Annotated in this window: 19 protein-coding genes; 11 read left to right on the top strand and 8 right to left on the bottom strand. The window is 66.9% G+C overall.

From position 1 onward, the window contains the following. Window positions 1-90: 90 nt before the first annotated feature. Window positions 91-1,173, top strand: a complete 1,083-nt coding sequence (locus ACI1V7_RS21180; RefSeq protein ID WP_404533830.1) for a tartrate dehydrogenase — start codon at window positions 91-93, stop codon at window positions 1,171-1,173. Window positions 1,174-1,266: 93 nt separating this feature from the next. Here the strand turns inward: ACI1V7_RS21180 and ACI1V7_RS21175 are convergent, their stop codons facing one another. The 3 genes from ACI1V7_RS21175 to ACI1V7_RS21165 form a co-directional block, all read right to left on the bottom strand. Further along, window positions 1,267-1,947 carry an HAD-IA family hydrolase gene (locus ACI1V7_RS21175; protein WP_404533829.1) on the bottom strand — a complete coding sequence of 227 codons (681 nt, stop codon included), beginning with the start codon at window positions 1,945-1,947 and terminating at the stop codon, window positions 1,267-1,269. A 61-nt stretch (window positions 1,948-2,008) separates the two neighbouring features. Then, on the bottom strand, window positions 2,009-2,251 hold the full coding sequence (locus ACI1V7_RS21170; protein WP_404533828.1) for a hypothetical protein: 243 nt from the start codon (window positions 2,249-2,251) through the stop codon (window positions 2,009-2,011). Window positions 2,252-2,343: 92 nt separating this feature from the next. Continuing rightward, window positions 2,344-5,007 carry a M1 family metallopeptidase gene (locus ACI1V7_RS21165; protein ID WP_404533827.1) on the bottom strand — a complete coding sequence of 888 codons (2,664 nt, stop codon included), beginning with the start codon at window positions 5,005-5,007 and terminating at the stop codon, window positions 2,344-2,346. A gap of 264 nt (window positions 5,008-5,271) precedes the next feature. Here ACI1V7_RS21165 and ACI1V7_RS21160 point away from each other — a divergent pair, with 264 nt between their 5' ends. Beyond that, on the top strand, window positions 5,272-8,130 hold the full coding sequence (locus tag ACI1V7_RS21160; RefSeq protein ID WP_404533826.1) for a TonB-dependent receptor plug domain-containing protein: 2,859 nt from the start codon (window positions 5,272-5,274) through the stop codon (window positions 8,128-8,130). A gap of 245 nt (window positions 8,131-8,375) precedes the next feature. Here the strand turns inward: ACI1V7_RS21160 and argH are convergent, their stop codons facing one another. Beyond that, window positions 8,376-9,773: an argininosuccinate lyase gene (argH, locus tag ACI1V7_RS21155; protein ID WP_404533825.1), complete on the bottom strand. Its 1,398-nt coding sequence runs from the start codon at window positions 9,771-9,773 to the stop codon at window positions 8,376-8,378. Window positions 9,774-9,909: 136 nt separating this feature from the next. On the opposite strand from argH, the gene ACI1V7_RS21150 reads away from it, so the two are divergent. The 3 genes from ACI1V7_RS21150 to ACI1V7_RS21140 all read left to right on the top strand — a co-directional run bounded on the left by ACI1V7_RS21150 (window position 9,910) and on the right by ACI1V7_RS21140 (window position 12,418). Beyond that, window positions 9,910-10,557, top strand: coding sequence for a hypothetical protein (locus tag ACI1V7_RS21150; RefSeq protein ID WP_404533824.1), 648 nt, complete (start codon window positions 9,910-9,912; stop codon window positions 10,555-10,557). A 131-nt stretch (window positions 10,558-10,688) separates the two neighbouring features. Next, window positions 10,689-11,132, top strand: a complete 444-nt coding sequence (locus tag ACI1V7_RS21145) for a GNAT family N-acetyltransferase (RefSeq protein WP_404533823.1) — start codon at window positions 10,689-10,691, stop codon at window positions 11,130-11,132. An 80-nt stretch (window positions 11,133-11,212) separates the two neighbouring features. Then, the gene (locus tag ACI1V7_RS21140) at window positions 11,213-12,418 is read left to right on the top strand and encodes a cyanophycinase (protein WP_404533822.1); all 1,206 of its coding nucleotides are present in this window, start codon (window positions 11,213-11,215) and stop codon (window positions 12,416-12,418) included. Between the two features lie 15 nt (window positions 12,419-12,433). Here the strand turns inward: ACI1V7_RS21140 and ftrA are convergent, their stop codons facing one another. After that, window positions 12,434-13,384 carry a transcriptional regulator FtrA gene (gene ftrA / locus ACI1V7_RS21135; protein WP_404533821.1) on the bottom strand — a complete coding sequence of 317 codons (951 nt, stop codon included), beginning with the start codon at window positions 13,382-13,384 and terminating at the stop codon, window positions 12,434-12,436. An 88-nt stretch (window positions 13,385-13,472) separates the two neighbouring features. Here ftrA and ACI1V7_RS21130 point away from each other — a divergent pair, with 88 nt between their 5' ends. After that, entirely contained in the window at window positions 13,473-13,913 is a 441-nt protein-coding gene (locus tag ACI1V7_RS21130; RefSeq protein WP_404533820.1) for a rhodanese-like domain-containing protein, read from the top strand. Here ACI1V7_RS21130 and ACI1V7_RS21125 read toward each other — a convergent pair. Beyond that, on the bottom strand, window positions 13,885-14,973 hold the full coding sequence (locus ACI1V7_RS21125; protein ID WP_404533819.1) for an alpha/beta fold hydrolase: 1,089 nt from the start codon (window positions 14,971-14,973) through the stop codon (window positions 13,885-13,887). The genes ACI1V7_RS21130 and ACI1V7_RS21125 overlap by 29 nt on opposite strands. A 116-nt stretch (window positions 14,974-15,089) precedes the next feature. On the opposite strand from ACI1V7_RS21125, the gene ACI1V7_RS21120 reads away from it, so the two are divergent. The 3 genes from ACI1V7_RS21120 (at window position 15,090) to ACI1V7_RS21110 (ending at window position 17,848) form a co-directional block, all read left to right on the top strand. Beyond that, window positions 15,090-16,514: an IgA Peptidase M64 gene (locus ACI1V7_RS21120; RefSeq protein ID WP_404533818.1), complete on the top strand. Its 1,425-nt coding sequence runs from the start codon at window positions 15,090-15,092 to the stop codon at window positions 16,512-16,514. A gap of 114 nt (window positions 16,515-16,628) precedes the next feature. Continuing rightward, on the top strand, window positions 16,629-17,186 hold the full coding sequence (locus ACI1V7_RS21115) for a hypothetical protein (RefSeq protein WP_404533817.1): 558 nt from the start codon (window positions 16,629-16,631) through the stop codon (window positions 17,184-17,186). Window positions 17,187-17,338: 152 nt separating this feature from the next. Continuing rightward, window positions 17,339-17,848, top strand: a complete 510-nt coding sequence (locus ACI1V7_RS21110; RefSeq protein WP_404533816.1) for an SPFH domain-containing protein — start codon at window positions 17,339-17,341, stop codon at window positions 17,846-17,848. Between the two features lie 167 nt (window positions 17,849-18,015). Here ACI1V7_RS21110 and parC read toward each other — a convergent pair whose 3' ends face one another. Continuing rightward, window positions 18,016-20,373 carry a DNA topoisomerase IV subunit A gene (gene parC / locus ACI1V7_RS21105; RefSeq protein WP_404533815.1) on the bottom strand — a complete coding sequence of 786 codons (2,358 nt, stop codon included), beginning with the start codon at window positions 20,371-20,373 and terminating at the stop codon, window positions 18,016-18,018. A 121-nt stretch (window positions 20,374-20,494) separates the two neighbouring features. Then, window positions 20,495-22,495: a DNA topoisomerase IV subunit B gene (locus tag ACI1V7_RS21100; RefSeq protein ID WP_404533814.1), complete on the bottom strand. Its 2,001-nt coding sequence runs from the start codon at window positions 22,493-22,495 to the stop codon at window positions 20,495-20,497. 348 nt (window positions 22,496-22,843) lie between these two features. On the opposite strand from ACI1V7_RS21100, the gene ACI1V7_RS21095 reads away from it, so the two are divergent. Both ACI1V7_RS21095 and ACI1V7_RS21090 read left to right on the top strand, forming a co-directional pair. Then, a complete protein-coding gene (locus ACI1V7_RS21095; RefSeq protein WP_404533813.1) occupies window positions 22,844-23,833 on the top strand; it encodes a gamma-glutamyl-gamma-aminobutyrate hydrolase family protein in 990 nt (329 codons plus the stop codon). Window positions 23,834-24,081: 248 nt separating this feature from the next. Next, window positions 24,082-24,441 (top strand): hypothetical protein, encoded by a 360-nt coding sequence (locus tag ACI1V7_RS21090; RefSeq protein WP_404533812.1) that lies wholly within the window; start codon window positions 24,082-24,084, stop codon window positions 24,439-24,441. Window positions 24,442-24,445 lie beyond the last annotated feature (4 nt).

Genomic DNA, 24,445 nt, shown 5'->3' with positions numbered 1-24,445 from the left:
ATCCGTGTTCCTTGCGATTACATATGGCTGGATTATAAACGCGCCGTTTTGCTTTATTCTCACGGCATCACGAACCGGAAAGGACGTCCCATGAAGACCCACAGGATCGCCGTCATCGCCGGCGACGGCATCGGCAAGGAAGTCATGCCGGAAGGCCTGCGCGCGGTACGCGCCGCGGCCGAGCGCTTCGGCATCGCGCTGGAATTCGTCACCTTCGACTGGGCCAGCTGCCACTGGTACCTGGAACACGGCCAGATGATGCCGGACGACTGGAAGCAACAGCTGGCCGGGTGCGAGGCCATCTATTTCGGCGCCGCCGGCTGGCCGGACAAGGTGCCGGACCACATCTCGCTGTGGGGCTCGCTCCTCAAGTTCCGCCGCGAGTTCGACCAGTACGTGAACCTGCGCCCCGTGCGCCTGATGCCGGGCGTGCCGTGCCCGCTGGCGAACAAGCGGCCGGGCGACATCGACTTCTACGTCGTGCGCGAGAACACGGAAGGGGAATACTCGGCGGTGGGCGGCAAGATGTTCGAGGGCACCGAGCGCGAATTCGTGCTGCAAGAATCGGTGTTCACGCGCCACGGCACGGACCGCATCCTGAAGTACGCGTTCGAGCTCGCCCAGCGCCGCCCGAAGAAGCACCTGACGGCCGCCACCAAGTCGAACGGCATCGCGATCTCGATGCCCTACTGGGACGAGCGCGTGGCCGCGATGGGCGAGCAGTACCGCGACGTCAGATGGGACAAGTACCACGTCGACATTCTGGCCGCAAGGTTCGTGCTGTCGCCGGAGCGCTTCGACGTGGTGGTGGCGTCGAACCTGTTCGGCGACATCCTGTCCGACCTGGGGCCGGCCTGCACGGGCACGATCGGCATCGCGCCGTCCGCCAACCTGGACCCGGAGCGCCGCTTCCCCTCGCTGTTCGAACCCGTGCACGGCTCGGCGCCGGACATCTACGGCCGGAACATCGCCAACCCGATCGCCATGATCTGGTCGGGCGCCATGATGCTGGATTTCCTGGGGCAGGGCGACGAACGCTACACGCAGGCGCACGATGCGATCGTGCGGGCGATGGAGCGGTGCCTGGTGGAGGGGCCGCGGACGCCGGACATGGGGGGCGGCGCCAGCACGACGGAGGTGGGAGAGGCTGTCGCCGGGTATCTCGCGGCATAAGCGCGTCGCCCCTGCGAAGGCAGGGGTCCAAGTTTTACGCGTGACGACTGCGTCAGCAACATCGGGTCCCTGCCTTCGCAGGGACGACGGTCTTCAGGACCCGGTTCGTTCCAGGCGCAGCAACCCATCCTGCGTTTGCACCGCCCGCAACTGCGCATAATCCACCGTCCCGAACGCGTCCGTCTCCACCGGATGCGTGTGCGTCACCGTGATCACGACGCTGTCCATCCCCGCCGCGGCGGCCGACTGCAGGCCGGCCAGCGTATCCTCGAACACCAGGCAGTCGGCGGCGGCCACGCCCAGCTTGTCCGCGCCCAGCAGGAACGGGTCCGGCGCCGGCTTGCCGCGCTGGACGTCCTCGGCGGACACCAGCACGTCCGGCAGCGGCAGCCCGGCCGCGGCGATCCTGGCCAGCGCCAGCTGGCGCGGCGCCGAGGTCACGATGGCCCAGCGTGCGCGCGGCAGGCTGGCCAAAAAGTCGGCCACGCCGGCGATCGCCTCGATGCCGGCCGTGTCCTCGATCTCGGCCGCGGTGATGCGCGCCGCTTCCGCCAGCGCGTCGATGCCCGGCAGGTTCTGGGCGCGCACCGTGTCTTCCGTGCGGCGGCCGTGGATCGTCGGCAGGAAGGCGGCGACGTCGAGCCCGTGGCCGGCGGCCCAGTTGCCCCAGACGCGCTCGGCGGCCTTGATCGAGGTGAGGATGGTGCCGTCCATGTCGAACAGGAAGGCGGCGTAGTCGCGCGAAGGCAGCGTGCGGGTGTCGGTCTGGCTCATTGATTTCCGTGTTGATGCGGGAGGAGCGCCCTCCCGGATGAGCCGGATAGTGTAACGCGGGCTAGGAAAGCTTGCGCGAGTTGATCTTGCGGACGTAGAGGTCGTGCACGTTCCTGCTGATGAAGCTGGACAGGCCCCGGCCCGCGCGCGCCAGCTCCTGCATGCGCGCGATATTGGCGGCGCCGGCGCTGTCTTCCGTGTACAGGTAGCGCTCGCCGTTGCTGAACTGGACGATGATCTGGCCGGCGTCGATGTCGTAGGCGACGACGCCGGATTCCTTGCCGTGGTGGCCGTAGCGTTGCATGGGGCGCCTCCGTTTGCGTAGGCCGATTCTAGCTGCCTGCGTCGGAGAGCGGCGGACGTTTCACAAGGTGGGCACCACGTGCCCACCCGAGGTCACGACTTGGCCTTGACGATCCGGTCCGCCTGCTGCACCAGCCGGTTCTTCTCGTCCAGGCGGAAACGCGCCGTCTGCATGCTGTCGGACAGCGTGTCCGCCATGCCCGGCTCGATGCGCTCCTTGATCCACGCCTGCAGCGTCTCGGCAGGAATGCCGCTCCAGAACACGTCCGGCGCCGTCTTGGCCAGGATGTTCGGGCGGTTGCCCGGGTTCGCCGCCGTCAGCCGGTCGAGGTTTGTCGTGAACGTGGTCCAGGCCAGTTGCGGATGCTCGCCCGACAGCGCCAGCACCAGTCCCAGGCGCAGCACGTCGGCCTGCGGCGGGATCTCGGGCGACAGCGCGATCCGGGCGGCCTGCGCGGCCAGCTGCGGGTCGCGCACGCGCATCAGGATCGGGTAGAAGCGGCGCACCTCGGTCTCGTTCTTCGCGCTCTTCGCCACCGCGTGCAACTGCTCGAAGGTGGCGGCGTCGGCGTTCTGGGCGACGATGGTCAGCACGCTCGCCTGGTCGTCCGGCGCCAGCGCGGAGCGGTCGGCGACGAAGGCGGCGAAGCGGCGGCGGGCGTCGGCGACGACGTCCTGGTCGCCCCAAGCCCCCAGGTGGGCGATGAAGTTGCGGCGCAGGCGCTGGACGCCGGCCGTCTCGCCGGCGGCGGGCACGGAGCCCATCCGCGTGGCGACGGGTTTGACCAGGGCACGCGCCCAGGCGACGAAGGCGTCGTGGCCGGGCGTGCCGCGCTCGGCGCGCTCGATCGTGTCGATGGCCCCCAGGATCTGGTTCCACACGCGCTCGTTGCTGCGGTCGGCGGCGGCGGATGCCAGCGCGAGATAGCTGTCCAGCGGCTGCTTGCCGCTTTCCACCAGCGCCCACTGGTCGTCGAGCAGGGCGATGCGGTCGCCGTCCGGCAGCGCGCCGAACTGGCGCGTGTTCACGGCGAGGAGGGCGTCGTCATAGGCGACGCGGAAGAAGCCGTCGGTGTCGGCGTTCAGCGACAGCGGCTGGTCGCAGCGGCCGGCCGGCACGCGCTGGCCGTCCTTCGTCAGCAGTACCGATTGCGGCGCAGGGGTATCCGCACCTCCGCCGACGCGCACGCGCAGCGGGATCGTCCAGTGCGATCGTGCCTTGTCCTCGCCGTACAGCAGGAAGCGCGAATGCGACAGCGTCACGGTGCGCGCACCGGCGGCGTCGCATTCGGCCTTCGCCGCGACGACGGGGAAGCCCGGCTGCTCGATCCAGTCGCGCGCCAGCGCGGCGATGTCCAGGCCGCTGGCGGCGCCCAGCGCGTTCCACAGGTCGGTGCTGGTCGCGTTCGAGTACTGGCGCGCCTTCATGTAGGCGCGGATGCCTTCGCGGAACTTGTCCGGGCCGACGTAGGCTTCCAGCATGCGCAGCACGGCCTGGCCCTTGTTGTAGATGATCAGCGGGTCGGCATTGTTCTGCGGCTCAAGCTCGTTCTCGACGGCGTTGTGCACGGGACGCGAGGCGCTGCGGGCGTCCACGCGCATCGCCGCTTCCTTGCCCGCGTCCTCGGCCTCGCGCACGCGCCAGCTCGGATTGCGCTTGTCCGTTTCCTTGGCCGCGCCCCAGGAGGCGAAGCTTTCGTTGAGCCAGATGTCGTCCCACCAGCCCATCGTCACCAGGTCGCCGAACCACTGGTGCGCCATCTCGTGCGCCGAGATGCTGAAGACCAGCTGGCGGTTGTCGATGGTGGACGTGGGCGTGAGCAGCAGCGTCTGGTCGTTGTAGGTGATCGCGCCCCAGTTCTCCATCGCGCCCTGGAAGCCGCCCGGCACGGCGATGGCGTCCAGCTTGGGCAGCGGGAACGGTACGCCGAAGTAGTCGTTGTAGTCGAGCAGGATCTGGCGCGCGTCTTCCAGCGCCTGCTTGCCGTTCTGCTCCTGGCCGCGCACGGCCCAGACGTTGATGTCGGTGTTGCCGGCGCGGGTGCCGATCTTGGCCATGTCGCCGCCCGTGAACTCGACGAGGTAGGACGCCATCGACGGCGAGCGCTGGAAGGTGGTGGTCGCCAGTTCGCCCTTCACGACCCGCTTCTCCACCGGCATGTTCGAGATGGCTGCCCACTTGGCGGGCACGGTGGCCGTCAGCTGGAAGCGGGCGCGGAACGCCGGCTCGTCCCAGCAGGGGAACATGCGGCGCGCGTCGGTGGCCTCGAACTGGGTCGACAGCAGGACGTCGCGGCTGCCGTCCGGCTTCTGGAACGGCTGGGCGAACAGGCCGCGCGGGCCGCTCTCGATCTTCGCGTCGTAGGCCAGGTTCAGCACGTGGCGGCCCGGCTTTGCCCTGGCGGCCAGCTTGACGGTGACGATCTCGCGCTTCTCGTCGAAGGCCACGCTTTTCACGGCCTTGCCGTCCAGCTTGACGCCCTCGAAGCGCATGCCGATGGCGTTGAACTGGATGGTGTCCGTCGCTTCCTTGAACATCAGGTCCACCGACTCGGTGCCGCGCAGCGTGCGTTTCTCCACGTCCGGCACGATTGCCACGCGGTAATCCAATGGCACCACGTTCTTCGGCAGGTGGCCCGGCGCGGCATCGAAGGAAAACGGCGCTTGTGCGGGACCGGGGGCGGCGCCGGCGGCGGCGCCGAACGCGAGGCCGATCGACGCGCACAGGACGGCGCGGGCGGTGGGAATGCTGCGCATGGGGACGTACTCCTCTTTGGGGCAATCCGAAAAACTTAGACTTGCCATTTGGACATGTCAAGCGGATTTATGCCTCCTAGCATTGTTTCGTGACAATCCGGTGAACAACCACAGTATTTGAAATTCCGTTTGACACGGTAATTTCCGAATAACTAAATTATTAGAACGATTTACATCATTTCGGTGGTGAAAGCGCAGGTTTGACCCCGGATTCACGGATACACGAAGACGAAGATCAAGAGCAGCAAAACCCAAGGAGAGAGCATGTCCAGCAATCTGAAAGTCCTGCCGCGCACGATCGGCCAACTGGTGGCGGCGGGAGCATTTTCCGCCACGTTCGCCGCCAGCGCGCTGGCCCAGCAGCAGCCGAGCGATCCGCAAGCCGACGGCTCGCCGGCAAACGGCGTCCAGCGCGTCGAGATCACGGGCTCCTACATCCGCCGCGCCGACGCCGAAACCCCCAGCCCGGTGCAGGTGATCAATGCCAAGGACCTCAAGAATTCCGGCTACACCTCCGTGGGCGAGGTCCTGCAGAACATCACGGCCAACGGCGCCGGCACGCTGAGCCAGAACTTCTCGGGCGGCTTTGCGGCGGGCGGCAGCGGCATCTCGCTGCGCGGCCTGAACAACAACGCCACGCTGGTGCTGATCGACGGCCACCGCATGGCTTCCTATCCGCTGGCCGACGACGGCTCGCGCTCCTTCGTCGACATCTCCAACATCCCGTTCGAGGCGGTCGAGCGCATCGAGATCCTGAAGGACGGCGCCTCCGCCGTCTACGGATCCGATGCGATGGCCGGCGTCGTCAACGTGATCCTGAAGCGCAACTTCACGGGCCTGTCGCTGTCGGCCGAGAAGGGCATCACCACGGAGGGCGGCGGCAAGACCGAGCACTTCACGGGCACTTGGGGCAAGGGCGACCTCGATACGGACGGCCACAACGCCTACATCAGCGTCGAATACCGCCACCAGGATCCGATCTACTACAACGACCGCCAGGGCAAGGGCATCTGGAACGAGCTGGACATGTCGCGCTTCGGCGGCAGCAACAAGGCGCTGGGCGTCATCACGCCGCAGAACACGGCGCCGTCGACCCTGTCGCCGTACCTGCTGAACCCGAACGTGACGCGCGTCTACGGCGCCGACAACAGCCGCGCCTTCTCGTTCTTCCCGGGCACGGCCTGCGGCAGCTACACGCAGCTGGCGGCCGGCGGCTGCGCCTATTCGGACCCGACCAAGCAAATCCAGCCGCAGACGGAGAACGTCAATATCCTGGCCAGCTACACCCAGAAGCTGGGCGGCGACTGGCGCGCCGACGTCAAGGCCTCGATGTTCGAAAGCCGCGTCAAGATCAACCAGGGCCTGACCAGCTTCCCCTCGTCCTACGGCAGCCAGCTGGAGCTGATGTCGGGCGTGCCGCCGCACTACATCCCGAACTCGGCGATCCCGTCGATCCGCATCCCGGCCAGCTACCCGGGCAATCCGTTCGGCGTGCCGGCCATCGTGCGCGGCCCCGTGCCGGGCGCGCCGGAAAGCTACATCAATACCGAGTCGCGCGCCTATCGCCTGGCCGCCGACTTCGCCGGCAGCTGGAACGACTGGGACCTGGACTTCTCGATCGGCTACACGCGCAACAACCTGGAACGCAAACGCTATGGGGCCCTCAACGTGCCGGCGATGAACGCGGCCCTGAACCGCGCCGTCAACCCGTACCAGATCTACGGCACCAACACGGCCGCCGACATGGCCGCGATCTTCAAGACGCTGCGCTCGTTCGATACCTCGGAACTCGACTACGCCGAAGCCCACGCTGGCCGCGCCCTGATGAAGCTGCCGGGCGGCGACCTGCAGGTTAGCACCGGCGTCAGTGCCTTCCACACCAAGCTGTCCGCGCCGTCCATGCCGAACGCCGACGGCATCACCAACGGCGCCTACGCCTTCGGCTCGGAGACGGTCAAGTCGGTGTACGCGGAATTCACCGCGCCGGTGCTCAAGTCGCTGGAAATCGACGGCGCCGTCCGCTACGACGACTACAGCCTGGCCGGCAGCTCGACGACGCCGAAGATCGCCTTCAAGTTCACCCCGAACGAGATGATCGCCGTGCGCGGCACGCTGGCGAAAGGCTTCCGTGCGCCGGGCCCGGCCGAGAACGGCAATTCGGCCAGCGCCGGCGGCGTCGGCACCAATGCTGACCCAGTGCTGTGCGCCGGCGGCTACCGCGCCGACGGCCTGTACCCGGCCGGCACCGTGATCGCGTCGTGTAACGAATCGCTGATCGGCCTGACCACCACCAACCCGGACCTGAAGCCCGAGCATTCGGTCTCGGCCACGTTCGGCGTGATCCTGGAGCCGGTGCGTGGCTGGAGCACGACGATCGACCTGTACCAGATCCGCGTGAGCGACCAGATCGTCAGCGGCCCGCGCGCCGAGATTCCGGTGCGTATCGCGCCGGTGCCGAGCGACTGCGCCGACGGCAAGGGCGGCACCGTCACCTGCACCCCGAGCATCGGCCGCATCGCCTACTACCCGCAGACCCCGATCAATGCCAACAGCACCCGCACGCGCGGCGTCGAATTCGGCACCCGCTACCGCTGGAACCTGGGCAGCTACGGCCGCCTGCGCACGGAGCTGCAGTACACCCATGCGTTCAGCTACACCATGAACATCGGCGGGGTCGAGTACCAGCTGGCCGGCGGCCACGGCCCGGCCGGCATCGGCGCCGACACGGCGAACCCGAAGGACCGCGCCCAGTTCGACCTGGGCTGGGAACGCGGCCCGTTCGAGGCCGTGACGACGCTGCACTGGATGAAGGGCTACGACCTGACCGACCCGACCAGCGGCCAGACCACCTGCGAGGAGGGCGCGGCGATGAACGGCGTCTTCCCGAACGGGAACGTGCCGTCGAACTTCTGCCGCGTGGGTTCCTTCATGCAGGCCGACCTGACGCTGAACTACAAGCTGTCCAAGGAGTGGACGCTGCACGGCTCGGTGCGCAATATGTTCAACCGCCAGCCGCCGGCCGACGTCAGCACCTACGGCAGCGGCTACCCGTACAACCTGTCGCTGCACTCGGCGGGCGCCGTCGGCCGCTTCGTGAACATCGGCGCGGTGTACCGGTTCTGATTCCTGGGGAGGAACGCCGGAGCGCGACACGCGCTCCGGTGCAAGGCGGCCGCCACGAGCGGCCGCTTTTTATTTACCTGGACCACAAAAACAACGTCGCCCCTGTACGGCTAAATGAACGTCGCCCCCGCGGAGGCGGGGGTCCAATTTGCACGCGTCGTCGAGACGCTTGCAGAAATTGGACCCCTGCCTTCGCAGGGGCGACGGTTTTTGTTGCAGGGGCGGCAGTGTTAGTGCCGCGGTGCTTATTCCGCCAGCTGCCCGCGCACGCGCGCGATCGCCTGGCGCACCTGGTTCGGCGCCGTGCCGCCCACGTGGTCGCGCGCCGCCACCGAACCTTCCAGCGTCAGCACGGCGAACACGTCCTGCTCGATCAGCGGCGAGAACTGCTGCAGGCGCTCGAGCGCCATCTCGGACAGGTCGCAGCCGGCGTCGTCGCAGGCGCGCACGGCGTGGGCCACGGCTTCGTGGGCGTCGCGGAAGGGCAGGCCCTTCTTGACCAGGTAGTCGGCCAGGTCGGTCGCGGTGGCGTAGCCCTGCAGCGCGGCGGCGCGCATGTTTTCGGCCTTGACCGTGATGCCGGCGGCCATGTCGGTGAAGATGCGCAGCGTGTCCAGCACCGTGTCCACGGTGTCGAACAGCGGTTCCTTGTCTTCCTGGTTGTCCTTGTTGTAGGCCAGCGGCTGGCCCTTCATCAGGGTCAGCAGGCCCATCAGGTGGCCGTAGACGCGGCCGGTCTTGCCGCGCGCCAGTTCCGGCACGTCCGGGTTCTTCTTTTGCGGCATGATCGACGAGCCGGTGCAGAAGCGGTCGGCGATGTCGATGAAGCCCACGCGCGGGCTCATCCAGGTGACCAGTTCTTCCGACATGCGCGAGACGTGCATCATCAAGACCGATGCGGCCGCCGTGAACTCGATGGCGAAGTCGCGGTCAGACACGGCATCCAGCGAGTTGTGGCTGACGTCCTCGAAGCCCAGGGTCTTCGCCACGCGCAGGCGGTCGATGGGGAAGGTGGTGCCCGCCAGGGCGGCGGCACCCAGCGGCAGGCGGTTCACGCGGCGGCGCGTATCCGCCATGCGCTCGGCATCGCGGCCGAACATTTCCACATAGGCCAGCAGGTGGTGGCCGAAGGTCACCGGCTGCGCCACCTGCAGGTGCGTAAAGCCCGGCATGATGGTGTCGGCGTGCTGCTCCGCCAAATCGGTCAGGGCGCCACGCAATCCCTTCAGCAGGGCCAGGATGTCGTCGATGGCGGCGCGCATGTACAGGCGGATGTCGGTCGCCACCTGGTCGTTGCGCGAACGGCCGGTGTGCAGCCGCTTGCCGGCATCGCCGACCAGTTCCGTCAGGCGCTTCTCGATGTTCAGGTGCACGTCCTCGAGGTCCAGCAGCCACTCGAACTGGCCCGCTTCGATCTCGCCGCGGATTTGCGCCATGCCGCGCTCGATGTCGGCGCGGTCCTGGGCGCTGATGATGCCTTGGGCGGCCAGCATCTCGGCATGCGCGAGCGAACCCTGGATGTCGAACAGGGCCAGGCGCTTGTCGAAGAAGACCGAGGCGGTGTAGCGCTTGACGAGGTCGGAGACGGGTTCGGAGAAGCGGGCCGACCAGGCTTCCGATTTTTTGGACAGTTGTGCAGTCATGATGGGAGGGTGATGAGGATTGCGTGGAACTTTTGATTATAAACTGTGCAGGCGCCGTACCGGCCATCGACCGTGCTGACTTTCCGCGCAAAATCCCCGATGATATGGCTCATACCATATTGATAAGGGGACGGGCATGAAGCGCGCAGGAAGACGGGGAGCGGTGGTGCTGGCGATGGCGGCCTGGGCCGTGGTGTCCGGCGCGGGGGCGCAGACGGCGGGTCCGGCCGCTGCGGCGCCTGCTGCCGCATCTGCAACCGTATCGGCAACTGCATCGGCTCCCGCTCCGGCATCGGGACCGGCACCGTCATCGGCCCCGGCACCGGCACCGGCCCGTGCCGACGTCGACACGATCGACGGCATCGTCGCCGCCCTGTACGACGTGATCTCGGGCAGCGCCGGCAAGCCGCGCGACTGGGACCGCATGCGCGGCCTGTTCGCGCCCGAGGGCCGCCTGCAGATCGTGGCCCCGCGTCCGGACGGCAGCGTGGCGCTGCGCACCATGAGCGTGGAGGACTATATCGCGCGCAATGCGAAGGCCTTCGCGACGACGGGCTTCTTCGAACGCGAGGCGGCGCGCACGGGCGAGACCTTCGGCCAGATCGCCCACGTGTTCAGCACCTATGAATCGCGCCATGCGCAGGACGATGCGAAACCGTTCCAGCGCGGCATCAACAGCATCCAGCTGGTCAACGACGGCAAGCGCTGGTGGATCGTGAACCTGGTCTGGCGCGCCGAGGATGCCGGCCTGCCGCTGCCGGAGCGCTACCTGCCGAAACGCTGAGCGGGTCGCGGCCGGGTGGGTGGACAGATGCGCGGACGGGGTAGGAGCGCACGATTGGCGCAATCGGCCGCCCGCACTCGAACGGCGCTAGAATTGGTTTTTTTACCAGATTTGCCGATCCTCGCGTTCCAATGATCTCGACTACCAACGATTCCAGCTTTCAAGTCAGTACCGACCGTACGCGTCTCGACGTGCCGATGATCTACCGCTTCCTGAGCGAGAATTCGACCTGGGCCGTGGGCATTTCGCGGACCACGGTCGAGCGCTCGATCGAGAATTCGCTGTGCTTCGGCGGCTATCTCGACGGCCGCCAGGTCGCCTTCGCGCGCGTTGTGACGGACTACGCCACCTTCGCCAACCTGGCCGACGTCTTCGTGGACCCTGCGTACCGCGGCCGTGGTTATGCCAAGCAACTGATCCGGGTCGTCATGGAACACCCGAGCCTGCAGGGGATCCGCCGCTTCACCCTGTTCACCAGCGACTCGCACAGCCTGTACGCGCGCTTCGGCTTCTCCCCGCCGCAGCAGCCGGACAGCGTCATGGAGCGCTATTCGCCGCATATCTATCTCTCGTAATGGACGCAAAACTGCCTTGTTCCTCTACAATCAGGCTGTCGTAATCTGATTTGCTGAAAAGAGGATCAATGTTGCGTTCCATGGTTAGATTCATCCTGGCCGTGCTGCTGGTGGCCGGCATACCCTGGTGCGCCGCGGCCGACGCGCCGCCTCCCAAGGGTTCGCTGGTCATCATCGGCGGCAATCTGCGTCCCGCCAACGCTCCCGTGTGGGAGCGCGTCATCCAGCTCGCCGGCGGCAAGGGCGCGCGCATCGCCGTGTTCGCCTCCGCATCCGGCTATCCCGAACGCTTCGGCAAGAGCCTGGTCGAACGCCTGAACGCCTACGGTGCGCGTGCCTTCTTCGTGCCGGTCGCCATGCACCTGGCCGGCAGCAACTACAAGACGGCGGCCGACGATGCCGGCCTGGCCGAAGCCGTGCGCAATGCCGGCGGCGCCTTCTTCGCCGGCGGCGACCAGATGCGCATCGTGCGCGCGCTGCGCCACGAGGACGGCAGCAATACCAAGGTGCTCGACGCCGTCTGGGACATGTACCGGCGCGGCGGCGTGGTGGCCGGCTCCAGCGCCGGCGCCGCCATCATGAGCACGACCATGTTCGGCAGCCCGCGCACGGTGCTGTCCACGCTCAAGTTGAACATGACCGAAGGCAAGGAAATCGCGGAAGGCCTGGGCTTCGTCGGCGACGACGTGTTCATCGACCAGCACCTGCTGGTGCGCGGCCGCTTCGCGCGCATGCTGCCCGCCATGCTCAAGACGGGCTACAAGCTGGGACTGGGCATCGACGAGGACACGGCGATGGTCGTCTCGCCGAACCGCGAGGTCGAGGTGATCGGCTACAAGGGGGCGCTGGTGCTCGACCTGGCCAAGGCCACGTCGCACGACGGCGCCTTCAACGTCAGCAACGTGCGCGTGAGCTACCTCGACAACGGCGACCGCTTCAACATCGCCACCCACGAATTCACGCCCACCGAGGACAAGGCCGACAACCGCCTCGACCCCTCGCGCCCCTATTACCGCGAACCCCTGTTCTCGGCCGACATCCTGGGTAACAGCACGGTGGTCGACCTGATGAGCAAGCTGATCGACAGCGACCAGCCGGAAGCCATCGGCATCACGCTGGGCAGCCCGAACGGCATCCAGCCGGACCTCGGCTTCGAGTTCCGCTTCACCCGCACGGACGACAGCGTGGGCTACCAGTCCGGCTCCGGGGAGTCCTACTCGATCTACAACGTGCGGCTCGACATCCGGCCGATCCTGATACGGCGGCCGCTGTACCAGTACAAGTAGGCCGCGGGCACCTGCCTACGTCGGCGCGCGCCTGCGGTAGCGCGCCGGCGGCAGCAGGCCCTGCTGGCGGAAGTGGCGGCGCAGGGATGCTTGCGAACCCAGTCCCGCCAAATCGGCGATCGCGTCGATGTCCAGCGCCTGCCGCGTTTCCAGCAGTTGCCGGGCCAGCGCCACGCGTTCGCGCGTGAGCCAGGCGAGCGGCGGCAGTCCCGTCGCATCCTTGAACCGGCGCTGGAAGGTGCGCGTGCCCATGCGCGCCTGCCGCGCCATCGATGCCACCGTGTGCCCCAAGCGGATGTTTTCGCGTACCGCGTCCATCAGGCGGGCGATGGCGTTTCCATCCTCGGCCGGCAACGGGCGGGCGACCAGCTGGGCCTGGTCGCCGTCGCGGTGCGTCGGGATCACGAGGCGCTGCGCCACCCGGTTGGCGACCTCGGCACCGAAATCGCTGCGCACCAGATGGAGCAGCATGTCCAGGCCGGCGGCCGAGCCGGCCGAGGTCACGATGGGCCCGTCGGCCACGTACAGTGCCTGCGGATCGATCGTCACCGCGGGGAAGGCGCCGCGTAGCTGGTCCAGATAGCGCCAGTGCGTCGTCGCCCGGCGGCCGTCGAGCAGGCCGGCGTGAGCCAGCACGAAGGCGCCCGAACAGATCGTGCAGAGGCGGGCGCCACGCGCATAGGCCGCCTGCAGCGCCTCCACCAGCGCCGGCGGCGGCGCGGCGGCGACGTCGCGCCATCCTGGAATCACGACCGTGTCGGCGGCGGCAAGCGCCGCAAGGCAGTAGGGGGCATGGACCGTGAACCCGCCCAGCGCCCGCAACGGTCCCGGTTCGGCCGCGCAGACGGCGTGGCTGTACCAATCCACGCCCAGTTCAGGGCGCTCGAGGGCGAACAATTCGACGGCGCAGCCGAATTCGAACGTGCACAGGCCGTCATAGGCCAGGATGGCGACGTGATGGGTCATGGCAGGATGTTAGCAATTTCTGTCGCGCAAGGCACTGCCGGGCCGGCGGCGCCGCTGCCACACTGGGGTCTTTCGACAGGAGGACACCATGGCATCACCCGTATCCGAGACTCCCGCAGCACCCAGCGCCGACGCCGCCGCGCGTTTCGGCAGCGCCTTCGCCTATGAAACCGACTGCTGGGATGTGCACGACGCCGTATCGACGGGCCGGCGCGATTTCGTGCTGTTCGACGCGCGCAGTCCCGCACTGTATGCGCAGGGCCACCTGCCGGAGGCCGTCTGCATGCCGCACGCGAAGATCGTCGCGGCGACGCTGCGCGACTATCCGATGGATACCTTGTTCGTCGTCTACTGCGCGGGACCTCACTGCAACGGCGCGCACCGCGCCGCCTTGCGCCTGGCCCGGCTGGGGCGCCCCGTCAAGCTGATGGTCGGCGGCGTGACGGGCTGGCGCGACGAAGGGTTCGACCTGGTGACCGACGACGCGGCCCCGGGCGGCATCAGCGGCAATCGCCCACCTTCTCCCTGAGCACCCGGTACTGCGCCGCCAGCAACGGCGGATTCGGATCGTGCCCGGCCCCGTCGACCAGCACGAAGTCCTTCTTCGGCGCGCGGATGCTGTCGTAATACGCCTTGCTCGCCTCCGGCATCGTCACCAGGTCCTGCGCGCCCTGGATCATGTAGACGGGGATGTCGAAGGTCGGCCCCAGCTTGTACAAATCGATCTTCGCGCCGATGCCGTCGCCGTGCAGGCCGACGAACTGCAGCCAGGAATAATCCTCGCCGGCCGTGTAGGCGGCTTCGTAGTCCGGCGTGTCGTAGCCCGGTGCCGGCCGCCACCAGGCCTTGGGCGCCGGAACGGTACTCATCGCCTCGTACTTGCGCAGCACGCGGCGCAGGATGCCGGGGCTGCGCGGGTCGGTCCAGGGCGGCGGGCCGATCTTGTCCAGCCTGGCGACGGCATCCGCGTCGCCGGCCGCACGCGCCTGCGACAGGGCGGCGTCGTAGCTGTCGCGTCCCTCGAAGCCGCGCACCAGCTGCGCCGTGCTGACGAAGGCGCAGAACGATGCCGGGCTGGCCTTGGCCATGTAGGTGCCCAGCGCGGACGACCACGAGCCGCCGAACAGGATCACCTTGCGCTTGCCGAACCGCCGTGCCGCATAGCGCGCCATCTCGTTGCCGTCGTCGCGCAGGCGCTCGATCGTCAAGGGCTGGTCGTCCGTCATGGGCGTGCGCTCGAAGGTCTTGCCGGCGCCGCGCTGGTCCCACTGCACCAGCGTGAAGTCCCGTTCCCACGCCCGGTAGACGGTGTCGGCATACGGCGTCAGCGGATTGCCGGGACCGCCGTGCACGAGCAGCAGCACGGGATTGGCGCAGCTCGCGCCCTTGATCCTGACCCATTGCGGGATGCCCCCGATGGTCACGTAACCCTGTTCGTCGATGGGTTTGTTGGCCGCCGTGCAGACGGTGTCGGGCAGCGTGGCGGCCGATGCGGTAGCCGATGCGGTAGCCGATGCCGCAGCCTGGACGGCAGCGGAGGCCATCAGGGCGGAGAGCAGGGCGCAATACGGGATCGGCTGGCGCAGCATGGGGATTCCTCGCAGGATGATGGCCTCATCGTAGCGATTGCCAGGATGGCAAGTCAACGCATTTTGTACGTGCCTCCCGGATTACAATACCGGCTACCTCATCCGCAAGGAGTGCCATGTCCATGCCGTCCCGCCTGCTGTCCGCCCTGAGCCTGCTGGCCGCCGCCTGCCAGGCCTGGGCGGCGCCCCAGCCCGCCACCGTCCGCCTCGACTACATGCACAGCGGGAATGCGCTGTCCGAGCAGTACGCCGTCGAGCGCGTGCTGATCGAGCCGCTGCCCTGGCCGGGCGACATGGCGCGCGTCTTTGACGACACCAACCGCGGCAACAACCGCGTCGAGGTCGCCGACGCGAAGACGGGCGACCTGCTGTATTCGCGCGATTTCTCCACCGTGTTCGCGGAGTGGAAGTCGACGGAGGAGGCGAACCGGATCAGCCGCGGCTTCCACGAATCCGTGCGCTTCCCGCAATTCGACCGTCCCGTGCGCGTGCGCATCCTCAGGCGCGACGAGCGCAACGCGTTCTCCGTCGCCTGGAGCATCGACGTCGATGCGGCCGCCCCGGACGTCGTGCGCAGGCAGCCGCCGGCGCCGGCCAGGCCGATTCCCATCAAGGTCAGCGGCCCCTCGCCGGACAAGGTCGACCTGCTGGTGCTGGGCGACGGCTACACGCAGGCCGACATGAAGAAGTTCGAGGCCGACGTGCGGCGCCTGGCCGACCACCTGTTCACCGTGTCGCCGTTCAGGGAACGGGCGGACGATTTCAATGTCTGGGCGCTGGCCGTGCCGACCCAGGAATCGGGCATCTCGCGGCCGTCGACGGGCGTGCACCACGCGTCCGCGCTCGGCACGCGCTACGACATCTTCGGCAGCGAGCGCTACGTGCTCACGCTCGACAATCGCGCGCTGCGCGACATCGCCCAGTACGCGCCCTACGAATTCATCGAGATCCTCGTCAACAACGACACCTACGGCGGCGGCGGGATCTTCGGCCAGTTCAGCACGGCCGCGGCCAGCAACGAGTGGGCGAACTACCTGTTCGTCCACGAGTTCGGCCATCACTTCGCCGGCCTGGCCGACGAGTACTACACTTCGCCCGTCGCCTACCAGGCCAGCGGGGCGCGCCTGGAGCCGTGGGAACCGAACGTGACGGCGCTGCGCGACCCGGCCAGGGTCAAGTGGAAACGCCACGTGCATGCGGGCACGCCGCTGCCGACGCCCTGGCCCAAGCAGGACTACGAAGCGTATTCGCGCGACTACCAGAAGCGGCGCGCCGCGCTGCGCGCGCAGAACCGGCCGGAAGCCGAGATGAACGCCCTGTTCAGGGAAGACCTGGCGCACGTGAACGCACTGTTCGCCAAAGCGCAGTACCGCCAGGCCATCGGCGCCTTCGAAGGCGCGAACTACGAAGCCAGCGGCTACTACCGGCCGGCGATGCAGTGCATCATGTTCGACCGCAGCGAACGCTTCTGCCCCGTCTGCGCCGACGGCATCACGGAAATCATCGACCTCTACGCCGGTCCGCCCCGAAACACCCGGTAACAAACTCCCCCGTGTGGCGGCGCACCATGGTGCGCTGTCGTACAGAGGCTGGCGGGCGCCGGTCTTATTCTCTTTCCATACCCACAAGACACATTGGACCGGAAAGGGAACACCATGAACAAACTCCTCGCTACCCTGATGTGCGGCCTGCTGGCCGCCAACGTCTACGCCCAGACCAAGGACAACGACAAGCGCAGCGCCACCTCGGCGCCGATCGGCCAGGCCGTCTCGGGCCACAACACCACCGCCGCCGGCGTGTCCGGCACCGGCCTGAACAAGGACGGCACCGCGAATACCGGTTCCGCCCATGCGGAAACGGGCCTGAAGGCGGCCGGTGTCGATGCCAACGGCAAGGTCGTCGGCAAGAGCACCGCCGTGATCGGTGTCGCCGACGGCAAGTCCGACAACGTGAACGCCAACGCCACCAACACCACCGCGCCGAATTCGAAGGCGGCGGACGCGCCGGCGACGGGCGGCCGCGGCAAGGCCGGTACCAAGGCCGAGAAGGAAATCATCAAGTCGAACTCGGCCAAGGTCCACGAACCGGCCGGCAGCCGCCTGAAGACCGAGGGTTCGGTCGAGGCCAAGCAGGAAAAGAATGCCGAAGTGAAAGAGAAAACGAACCGCAAACTGGACGCCCGCGCGTCAGGTAGCGCCGGCGAAAACCGCTGAAAACTTTTGTCACAACTTTAACAACTGTCGCGTTAGCTAAGTGAGGTGCCGAACAGAGTACATACGGCAACAAGCCTAATCTGACAGTGCGCAAACAACAAAACACAGGCGCCGAGGCGCCACCCCACCATACAAACAAAAGGAGAATCACCATGAACAAACTGCTCGCTACCCTGATCGCCGGCCTGTTCGCTACCTCGGTCTACGCACAGACCCAACCGACCGTCGCCACCGGCGCCAGCGGCATGAACGGCACCACCGCTTCGTCGACCACCGGCAACGCCGATGCCGACCAGGACATCGCCAAGGCCGACCAGAAAGAAGCCAAGGAAATGTCGAAGCAGAACGAAAAGATCAACAAGGCTTCGGCCAAGGCATCGGAGAAGAAAGCCGACGCCCAGGCGAAAGCTGACAAGAAGATCGCCAAGGCACAGGAAAAAGTCGCCAAGGCCGATCCGGAAGACCGCGCCAAGGCATCCGCCAAGGCCGAGGAAAAGATCGCCGACGCCAACTACGACGCCCAGAAGACCATGATCAAGGCCGACGAGAAGGCCCAGAAGAAGATCGTCGACGCCAACGCCGACAAGGCCAAGGCACACGCCAAGGGCAACGAGAAGCGCGCCGAAGCCATGGCTGAAGCACACAAGGACGCCGCCAAGTAATCGGCAGCGTGCGGGACGGGGCGACCCGTCCGCCCAAAACAAAAACGGACCCGTCATGGGTCCGTTTTTGTTTGGAGCCGTCGCCCCTGCGAAGGCAGGGGCGCAATCTTGCATGCGCTGCCGTACTGTCGACAAGACTGGGTCCCTGCCTGCGCAGGGACGACGGCTTAGCCCGCGTCCGTCTGGCGCATCGCCAGGTCCTTCGCCTTCAGCTTGGCCGACAGCGGCTTGCCCTTCTTGGCGCGCTTGCCGAAGTGCGGCTCCAGGCCCGACGCGAACAGTTCCACGGTGCGCGGCTTGTCGCCGGCCCAGGTGCCGATCACGTTCACGCCCTTCGGGCTGATCGGCTGGGCCGCCAGCAGCGTTTCCTTCGGCTCCAGCTCCATCAGCGTGACGCCGCGGCCGCCGTTGGTCAGCACCTTCATTTCGTCGATGCCGAATACCAGCACGCGGCCCTTCTCGGACAGGCAGGCGACTGCGCCGGCCGTGTCCGACACGACGCGCGGGGCCAGCGGCACGGCGCCGTCGTCCAGCGTGATGAAGGACTTGCCGCCCTTCAGGCGCGTGGCCATGTCGCCCGCCTTGGCGATGAAGCCGAAGCCGGCGCTCGTCGCGAGCAGCAGGCGCGTATCGGCCGGACCGGCGTAGTAGTACAGGATACGGGCGGACGGCGTCGTCCCGCCGCCCGACAGGTCGACCAGCGTCGTGATGGGCACGCCGTCGCCGCGCGCGCCGGGCAGGGCGTTGACGGGGACCGAATAGGCCTTGCCGTTGTCGCCGATGCACAGCAGCGTGTCGACGGTGCGGCACTCGAAGACATGGCCCAGCGAGTCGCCGGCCTTGAAGGTGAACTGGGCCGGATCGTGGCCGATGCCGGTACGCGCGCGCACCCAGCCCTTTTCCGAGACGATGACGGTGACCGGCTCGTCGATGACCTTCTGCTCGGCCACGGCCTTCTGCGCTTCCTCGATCAGCGTGCGGCGCTCGTCGCCGTACTGCTTGGCGTCCGCCTCGATCTCGCGCACGATCAGGCGCTTCATCGAGTTCGGGTTGTTCAGGATGTCCTCGAGCTTTTCCTTTTCATTGCGCAGCTCGGCCAGCTCCTGCTGGATCTTGATCGCTTCCAGGCGCGCCAGCTGGCGCAGGCGGATTTCCAGGATGTCCTCGGCCTGGCGCTCGGACAGGCGGAAGCGCTCGATCAGCGCCGCCTTCGGATCGTCCGAATTGCGGATGATGGCGATGACTTCGTCGATGTTCAGCAGGACGGTCTCGCGGCCTTCCAGGATGTGGATGCGGTCGTTGACCTTGCCCAGCCTGAATTCGGTCCGGCGGCGCACGGTGACGAAGCGGAAGTCGATCCATTCCTGCAGGATCTCGGACAGGCCCTTCTGGCGCGGGCGACCGTCGCCGCCGATCATCACCAGGTTGATCGGCGCCGAGGTCTCGAGCGAGGTGTGCGCCAGCAGCATCAGCGCGAATTCCGTCTTGTCCTGGTTCTTCGACTTCGGCTCGAACACGAGGCGCACGGGCGCTTCGCGGCCGGATTCGTCGCGCATCGTGTCCAGCGCCAGCAGGAAGTTCTGCTTCAGCGACAGCTGCTCGGGCAGCAGGGCCTTCTTGCCGACCTTGATCTTCGGATTGGTGATCTCCTCGATCTCTTCCTGCACGCGTTGCGACGAGGTACCCGGCGGCAGCTCGGTCACGACCAGCTGCCACTGGCCGCGCGCCAGTTCCTCGATGGTCCAGCGCGCGCGCACCTTCAGCGAGCCACGGCCCGATTCGTAGATGTCGGCGATGTTCGAGGCCGGGGTGATGATCTGGGCACCGCCCGGATAGTCCGGACCCGTGATCAGGGTCATCAGCTCGGCATGCGTGATCTTCGGATTGCGGATCATCGCGACGGCCGCCTGGGCCACTTCGCGCAGGTTGTGCGACGGGATCTCGGTGGCCATGCCGACCGCGATGCCGGAGGCGCCGTTCAGCAGCAGCATCGGCAGGCGCGCCGGCAGCATGCGCGGCTCCTCGCTGGAGCCGTCGTAGTTCGGCTGGAAGTCGACGGTGCCCATGTCGATCTCGTCGAGCAGCAGGCGCGATACGGGCGTCAGGCGCGCTTCCGTGTAACGCATCGCCGCCGCGCCGTCGCCGTCGCGCGAGCCGAAGTTGCCCTGGCCGTCGATCAGCGGATAGCGCAGCGAGAAGTCCTGGGCCATGCGCACCAGCGCGTCGTACACCGACTGGTCGCCGTGCGGGTGCAACTTACCGAGCACGTCGCCGACCACGGTCGCGGACTTGCGCGGCTTCGCCGTCGGGCCCAGGCCCAGTTCGTTCATCGAGTACAGGATGCGGCGCTGCACCGGCTTCTGGCCGTCCGAGACGTCCGGCAGCGCGCGGCCCTTCACGACCGAGACGGCGTAGTCCAGGTAGGCGCGCTCGGCGAAGGTGGACAGGGTCAGCATGTCGCCGCCGTCGCCGTCGCCGCCACCCGAGGGAGGATTTTGTTGTTCGAAAAGGCTTGCTTGGGTCATAGTATGTTGTTCGTTGCTGGGCTGCTCACGCAAACTTGGGGCCCTGCCTTCGCAGGGCCGACGTGTTTATGGTGTTGGCCTTGAAACCGTCGCCCCTGCGCAGGCAGGGGCCCAATTTCCCTCAAATATCCGCTTCCGTCTCGTTCCCGTGCTCTTCCAGCCACGCACGGCGTGCCGCCGCTTCGCCCTTGCCCATCAGCATATTGAAGCGCGCCGACGATTCGGCCAGGCCGTAGTCGCCGAACGCGACCGGCAGCAGGCGGCGGGTGTCCGGGTTCATCGTGGTTTCCCACAGCTGCTCGGCATTCATCTCGCCCAGGCCCTTGAAGCGCGAGATGCTCCAGCTGCCTTCCTTCAGGCCTTCCTTCTTGAGCTTGTCCTCGATGGCGATCAGTTCGCCGTCGTCCAGTGCGTACAGCTTCTGGATCGGCTTCTTGCCGCGTGCCGGCACGTCGACGCGGTACAGCGGCGGACGCGCCACGCAGATATGGCCGTTCCTGAACAGGGCAGGGAAGTGCTTGAAGAACAGGGTGAGCAGCAGGACCTGGATGTGCGAGCCGTCCACGTCCGCATCGGACAGGATGCAGATCTTGCCGTAGCGCAGGTTGCTCAGGTCCGGGTTGTCGTCCTGGCCGTGCGGGTCGACGCCGATCGCCACGGCGATGTCGTGGATCTCGTTGTTGGCGAACAGGCGGTCGCGGTCGGTTTCCCAGGTGTTCAGCACCTTGCCGCGCAGGGGCAGGATGGCCTGGAATTCCTTGTCGCGGCCCATCTTGGCGGAACCGCCCGCCGAATCGCCCTCCACCAGGAACAGCTCGTTGCGGGTGATGTCCGACGATTCGCAATCGGTCAGTTTGCCCGGCAGCACGGCCACGCCCGAGGATTTCTTCTTCTCGACCTTCTGCAGCGAGCGCAGGCGGGATTGCGCCTGCTTGATGACGAGCTCGGCCAGCTTGCGGCCGTAGTCGACGTGCTGGTTCAGCCACAGTTCGAGCGGCGGCTTGGTGAAGGTCGAGACCAGTTTCACGGCGTCGCGCGAGTTCAGGCGCTCCTTGGTCTGACCCTGGAACTGCGGGTCCAGCACCTTGGCCGACAGCACGAACGAGACGCGCGCGAACACGTCTTCCGGCAGCAGCTTGACGCCCTTCGGCAGCAGCGAGTGCATCTCGACGAAGTTCTTGACGGCGCCGAACAGGCCGTCGCGCAGGCCCGATTCGTGGGTACCGCCGCTCGGGGTCGGGATCAGGTTGACGTAGGATTCGCGCACGACGGCGCCTTCTTCCGTCCAGGCCACGACCCAGGCCGCGCCTTCGCCTTCGGCAAAGCCCTCGTCGCCGGCCGCCGCGTACTGCGCGCCTTCGAACAGCGGGATCAGGGTCTGGCCGTTATTACTCGTCTGCGCCAGCGCCTCGGTCAGGTAGCCGCGCAGGCCTTCGTCGTAGCGCCAGGTCTGGACGTCGCCGGTCTTGCCGTTGGTCAGCGTGACGGTGACGCCCGGCAGCAGCACGGCCTTCGAGCGCAGCAGGCGCTGCAGCTCGGCCATGGGGATGTTCGGGGAATCGAAGTACTTGCCGTCCGGCCAGGCGGTGACGCGGGTGCCGTTCTTCTTGCCACCGCGTTCCGCCGGTGCGGAGGTCAGCGGTTCGATCACGTCGCCGTCGGCGAAGACCAGGTTGTGGACGCCGTTGCCCTGTTCGTCCTTGCGCCAGACGGTGATCTCCAGGCGCTTCGAGAGCGCGTTGGTCACCGACACGCCGACGCCGTGCAGGCCGCCCGAGAAGGCATAGGCGCCGCCCGACCCCTTGTCGAACTTGCCGCCGGCGTGCAGGCGGGTGAACACGATCTCGACCGTGGACACGCCTTCTTCCGGGTGGATGCCCACCGGGATGCCGCGGCCATCGTCCTCGACCGTGATCGAGCCGTCGCCGTTCATCGTCACCGCGATGTTCTTGCAATGGCCGCCCAGCGCCTCGTCCGAGGCGTTGTCGATCACTTCCTGGATGATGTGCAGCGGATTCTCGGTGCGGGTGTACATGCCCGGACGCTGCTTGACGGGTTCCAATCCTTTCAGGACGCGGATGGATGATTCGCTGTAGTCGGTTGCGTTTTTCTTGGTGGCCATGCTGGTGTTGTAGGTAATTCGATCCGAATGCCTGCGCATTCTATCTTGTCGCGCGGCAAATAAGCGACTGCAAATACCGCGCGAGGCGGCGCCAAGGCAGTCTCGACGTGGCAGTCGGGCGCGAACAACTGTATGGAAATACAGTATTTTTGCTCGCTGGGCCCAACATTGCAAGGGAAATGATGCGAAGATTGCTAAGGCTCAACATCTTTACATCATCTAGCATATGAGGGCGGGCCAGCCTCCCGCAAGCTGGAAAGCGACAGGTGCCGCCCGCTGATCGTGCCAAAACGACATTTTTTACAAATCCGAATCGTGCGCGAACGATGCCAAGGATATATTCGTATCATGACAGAGGACAATGATAAGCGCGAACCCGCCGATACCGAAGGGGGCCCTCCGTTCGAGGGCCCGTCCGGTTCGCCGCGCATACCCGACCGCCGCGCCGGCGGCAATGGCTCGCGCTACCTGCGCAGCGGCGATACCCCGCTGAACCTGGCCGGCCGCGTGCTGCGCTCGCGCTGGCGCGCGCTGACCGACCGCTTCCACCGCGACTTCATGCGGCGCACGCTGCGCATCGGCGTCTCGGCCCGCATCTTTCATCCGGAAGCCGGCTCGACCGGCCTGCGCAGCAAGAACCTGCAATACCTGGAAGAGTCGATCGCGCAATGGGTGATGTCGCGCGACGTGCTCGTCTTCATGGTGCCGACGGTGAACACGAACGGCCTGCTGCACCCGAGCAATATCACGATGCGCCACTATGCGCGCCACCTCGACGGCCTCGTGCTGCAGGGCGGCGCCGACGTCTCCCCGATGACGTATTCGGAAACGCCGACCCGTCCCGAATGGAGCGGCGACCGCGCGCGCGACGTCTACGAGCTCGAGCTGCTGCACGAATTCGTCGAGGCGGGCAAGCCCGTGCTGGGCATCTGCCGCGGCTGCCAGTTGATCAACGTCGCCTTCGGCGGCACGCTGTACCAGGACGTCGCCACCAACCTGCCGGATTCGCAACCGCACGTGCACGACATCTACGATGCGCACCGCCATGCGATCGTGTTCCCGCAAGGCTCGACGCTGGGCAAGATGTTCCCGCAATCGCCCCGCGCCGTCGTGAATTCGATCCACCACCAGGCGGTCAAGGAACTCGGCCGTGACATCCAGGTCGAAGCCATGTCGGAGCCGGACGGCGTCGTCGAGGCGATCCGCTACCAGCGCGCGCCGTTCGTGATGGGCCTGCAATGGCATCCCGAATTCCACCGCGCCACGGGTGGCGACCTGCTCGACTGCACGCCGATCCTCGACGAATTCTTGCGGGCGGCGCGCGAGACGCGGCTGTAGGTTCAAACGGTAAGGCTTGCATCCGTCGTCCCCGCGCAGGCGGAGACCCATGCCGAGCTTCAGGAACCCGTCTGTCGACAGTGCTGCGCCACGATGGATGGTCCAGCTTCGAAAAGTCAGCATGGGTTCGCGCCTGCGCGGGAACGACGAGTCCTGGTAAAACACTGCCGAATTCCGCTTGCCTTCCGGTTCGACCCGTCTCATAATCTAAATGAGAATCATTCTCACGAGACGAACTTGGAGGTGCCATGGACGACGATTTCCTCGACGAACAACTACGCGCGCCCGCGGCGGGCGGCTCGCAGCACATGCTGATGGTGGCATCGCTGCTGCACCTGATGTCCCACTACACAGTCAACAGCGCCGGCGGACGCGCCCGTGGCGACGGTCCTTGCGTGAAGCTGGCGTCCGTCATCGAGCGCCACCTGAATGCGCTGGCACGCCTGCCCGACGCCGACCCCGTGCTGCGCGCCACCTGCGAGCAGCTCGGCGCCACCTGGGCGGCCCTGGTCGACAGCGGCATGCCGGCGCCCGTCGCCCGGCGTCCGCTGCTGGCGCGCATCCTGCGGCCGGTGCCGCGCAAGGAAGGCGCGGCGCTGGCGACCTGAGTAT

It is taken from the genome of Massilia paldalensis (assembly GCF_044901715.1).
Taxonomy (GTDB): Bacteria; Pseudomonadota; Gammaproteobacteria; order Burkholderiales; family Burkholderiaceae_D; genus Telluria; species Telluria paldalensis.
The sequence above is the reverse complement of the archived record's forward strand: the minus strand, read 5'-3'. Positions and strand labels throughout refer to the sequence as shown.

What these genes read in the sequence shown, in the direction of transcription:
- ACI1V7_RS21115 (WP_404533817.1), top strand. Translation starts at nt 16,629, where the DNA reads ATGAACAAACTCCTCGCTACCCTGATGTGCGGCCTGCTGGCCGCCAAC.
- ftrA (WP_404533821.1), bottom strand. Translation starts at nt 13,384, where the DNA reads ATGACCCATCACGTCGCCATCCTGGCCTATGACGGCCTGTGCACGTTC.
- ACI1V7_RS21125 (WP_404533819.1), bottom strand. Translation starts at nt 14,973, where the DNA reads ATGCTGCGCCAGCCGATCCCGTATTGCGCCCTGCTCTCCGCCCTGATG.
- ACI1V7_RS21140 (WP_404533822.1), top strand. Translation starts at nt 11,213, where the DNA reads ATGGTTAGATTCATCCTGGCCGTGCTGCTGGTGGCCGGCATACCCTGG.
- ACI1V7_RS21100 (WP_404533814.1), bottom strand. Translation starts at nt 22,495, where the DNA reads ATGGCCACCAAGAAAAACGCAACCGACTACAGCGAATCATCCATCCGC.
- ACI1V7_RS21095 (WP_404533813.1), top strand. Translation starts at nt 22,844, where the DNA reads ATGACAGAGGACAATGATAAGCGCGAACCCGCCGATACCGAAGGGGGC.
- ACI1V7_RS21145 (WP_404533823.1), top strand. Translation starts at nt 10,689, where the DNA reads ATGATCTCGACTACCAACGATTCCAGCTTTCAAGTCAGTACCGACCGT.
- ACI1V7_RS21165 (WP_404533827.1), bottom strand. Translation starts at nt 5,007, where the DNA reads ATGCGCAGCATTCCCACCGCCCGCGCCGTCCTGTGCGCGTCGATCGGC.
- ACI1V7_RS21090 (WP_404533812.1), top strand. Translation starts at nt 24,082, where the DNA reads ATGGACGACGATTTCCTCGACGAACAACTACGCGCGCCCGCGGCGGGC.
- ACI1V7_RS21160 (WP_404533826.1), top strand. Translation starts at nt 5,272, where the DNA reads ATGTCCAGCAATCTGAAAGTCCTGCCGCGCACGATCGGCCAACTGGTG.
- ACI1V7_RS21130 (WP_404533820.1), top strand. Translation starts at nt 13,473, where the DNA reads ATGGCATCACCCGTATCCGAGACTCCCGCAGCACCCAGCGCCGACGCC.
- parC (WP_404533815.1), bottom strand. Translation starts at nt 20,373, where the DNA reads ATGACCCAAGCAAGCCTTTTCGAACAACAAAATCCTCCCTCGGGTGGC.
- ACI1V7_RS21180 (WP_404533830.1), top strand. Translation starts at nt 91, where the DNA reads ATGAAGACCCACAGGATCGCCGTCATCGCCGGCGACGGCATCGGCAAG.
- ACI1V7_RS21120 (WP_404533818.1), top strand. Translation starts at nt 15,090, where the DNA reads ATGTCCATGCCGTCCCGCCTGCTGTCCGCCCTGAGCCTGCTGGCCGCC.
- ACI1V7_RS21170 (WP_404533828.1), bottom strand. Translation starts at nt 2,251, where the DNA reads ATGCAACGCTACGGCCACCACGGCAAGGAATCCGGCGTCGTCGCCTAC.
- ACI1V7_RS21110 (WP_404533816.1), top strand. Translation starts at nt 17,339, where the DNA reads ATGAACAAACTGCTCGCTACCCTGATCGCCGGCCTGTTCGCTACCTCG.
- ACI1V7_RS21175 (WP_404533829.1), bottom strand. Translation starts at nt 1,947, where the DNA reads ATGAGCCAGACCGACACCCGCACGCTGCCTTCGCGCGACTACGCCGCC.
- ACI1V7_RS21150 (WP_404533824.1), top strand. Translation starts at nt 9,910, where the DNA reads ATGAAGCGCGCAGGAAGACGGGGAGCGGTGGTGCTGGCGATGGCGGCC.
- argH (WP_404533825.1), bottom strand. Translation starts at nt 9,773, where the DNA reads ATGACTGCACAACTGTCCAAAAAATCGGAAGCCTGGTCGGCCCGCTTC.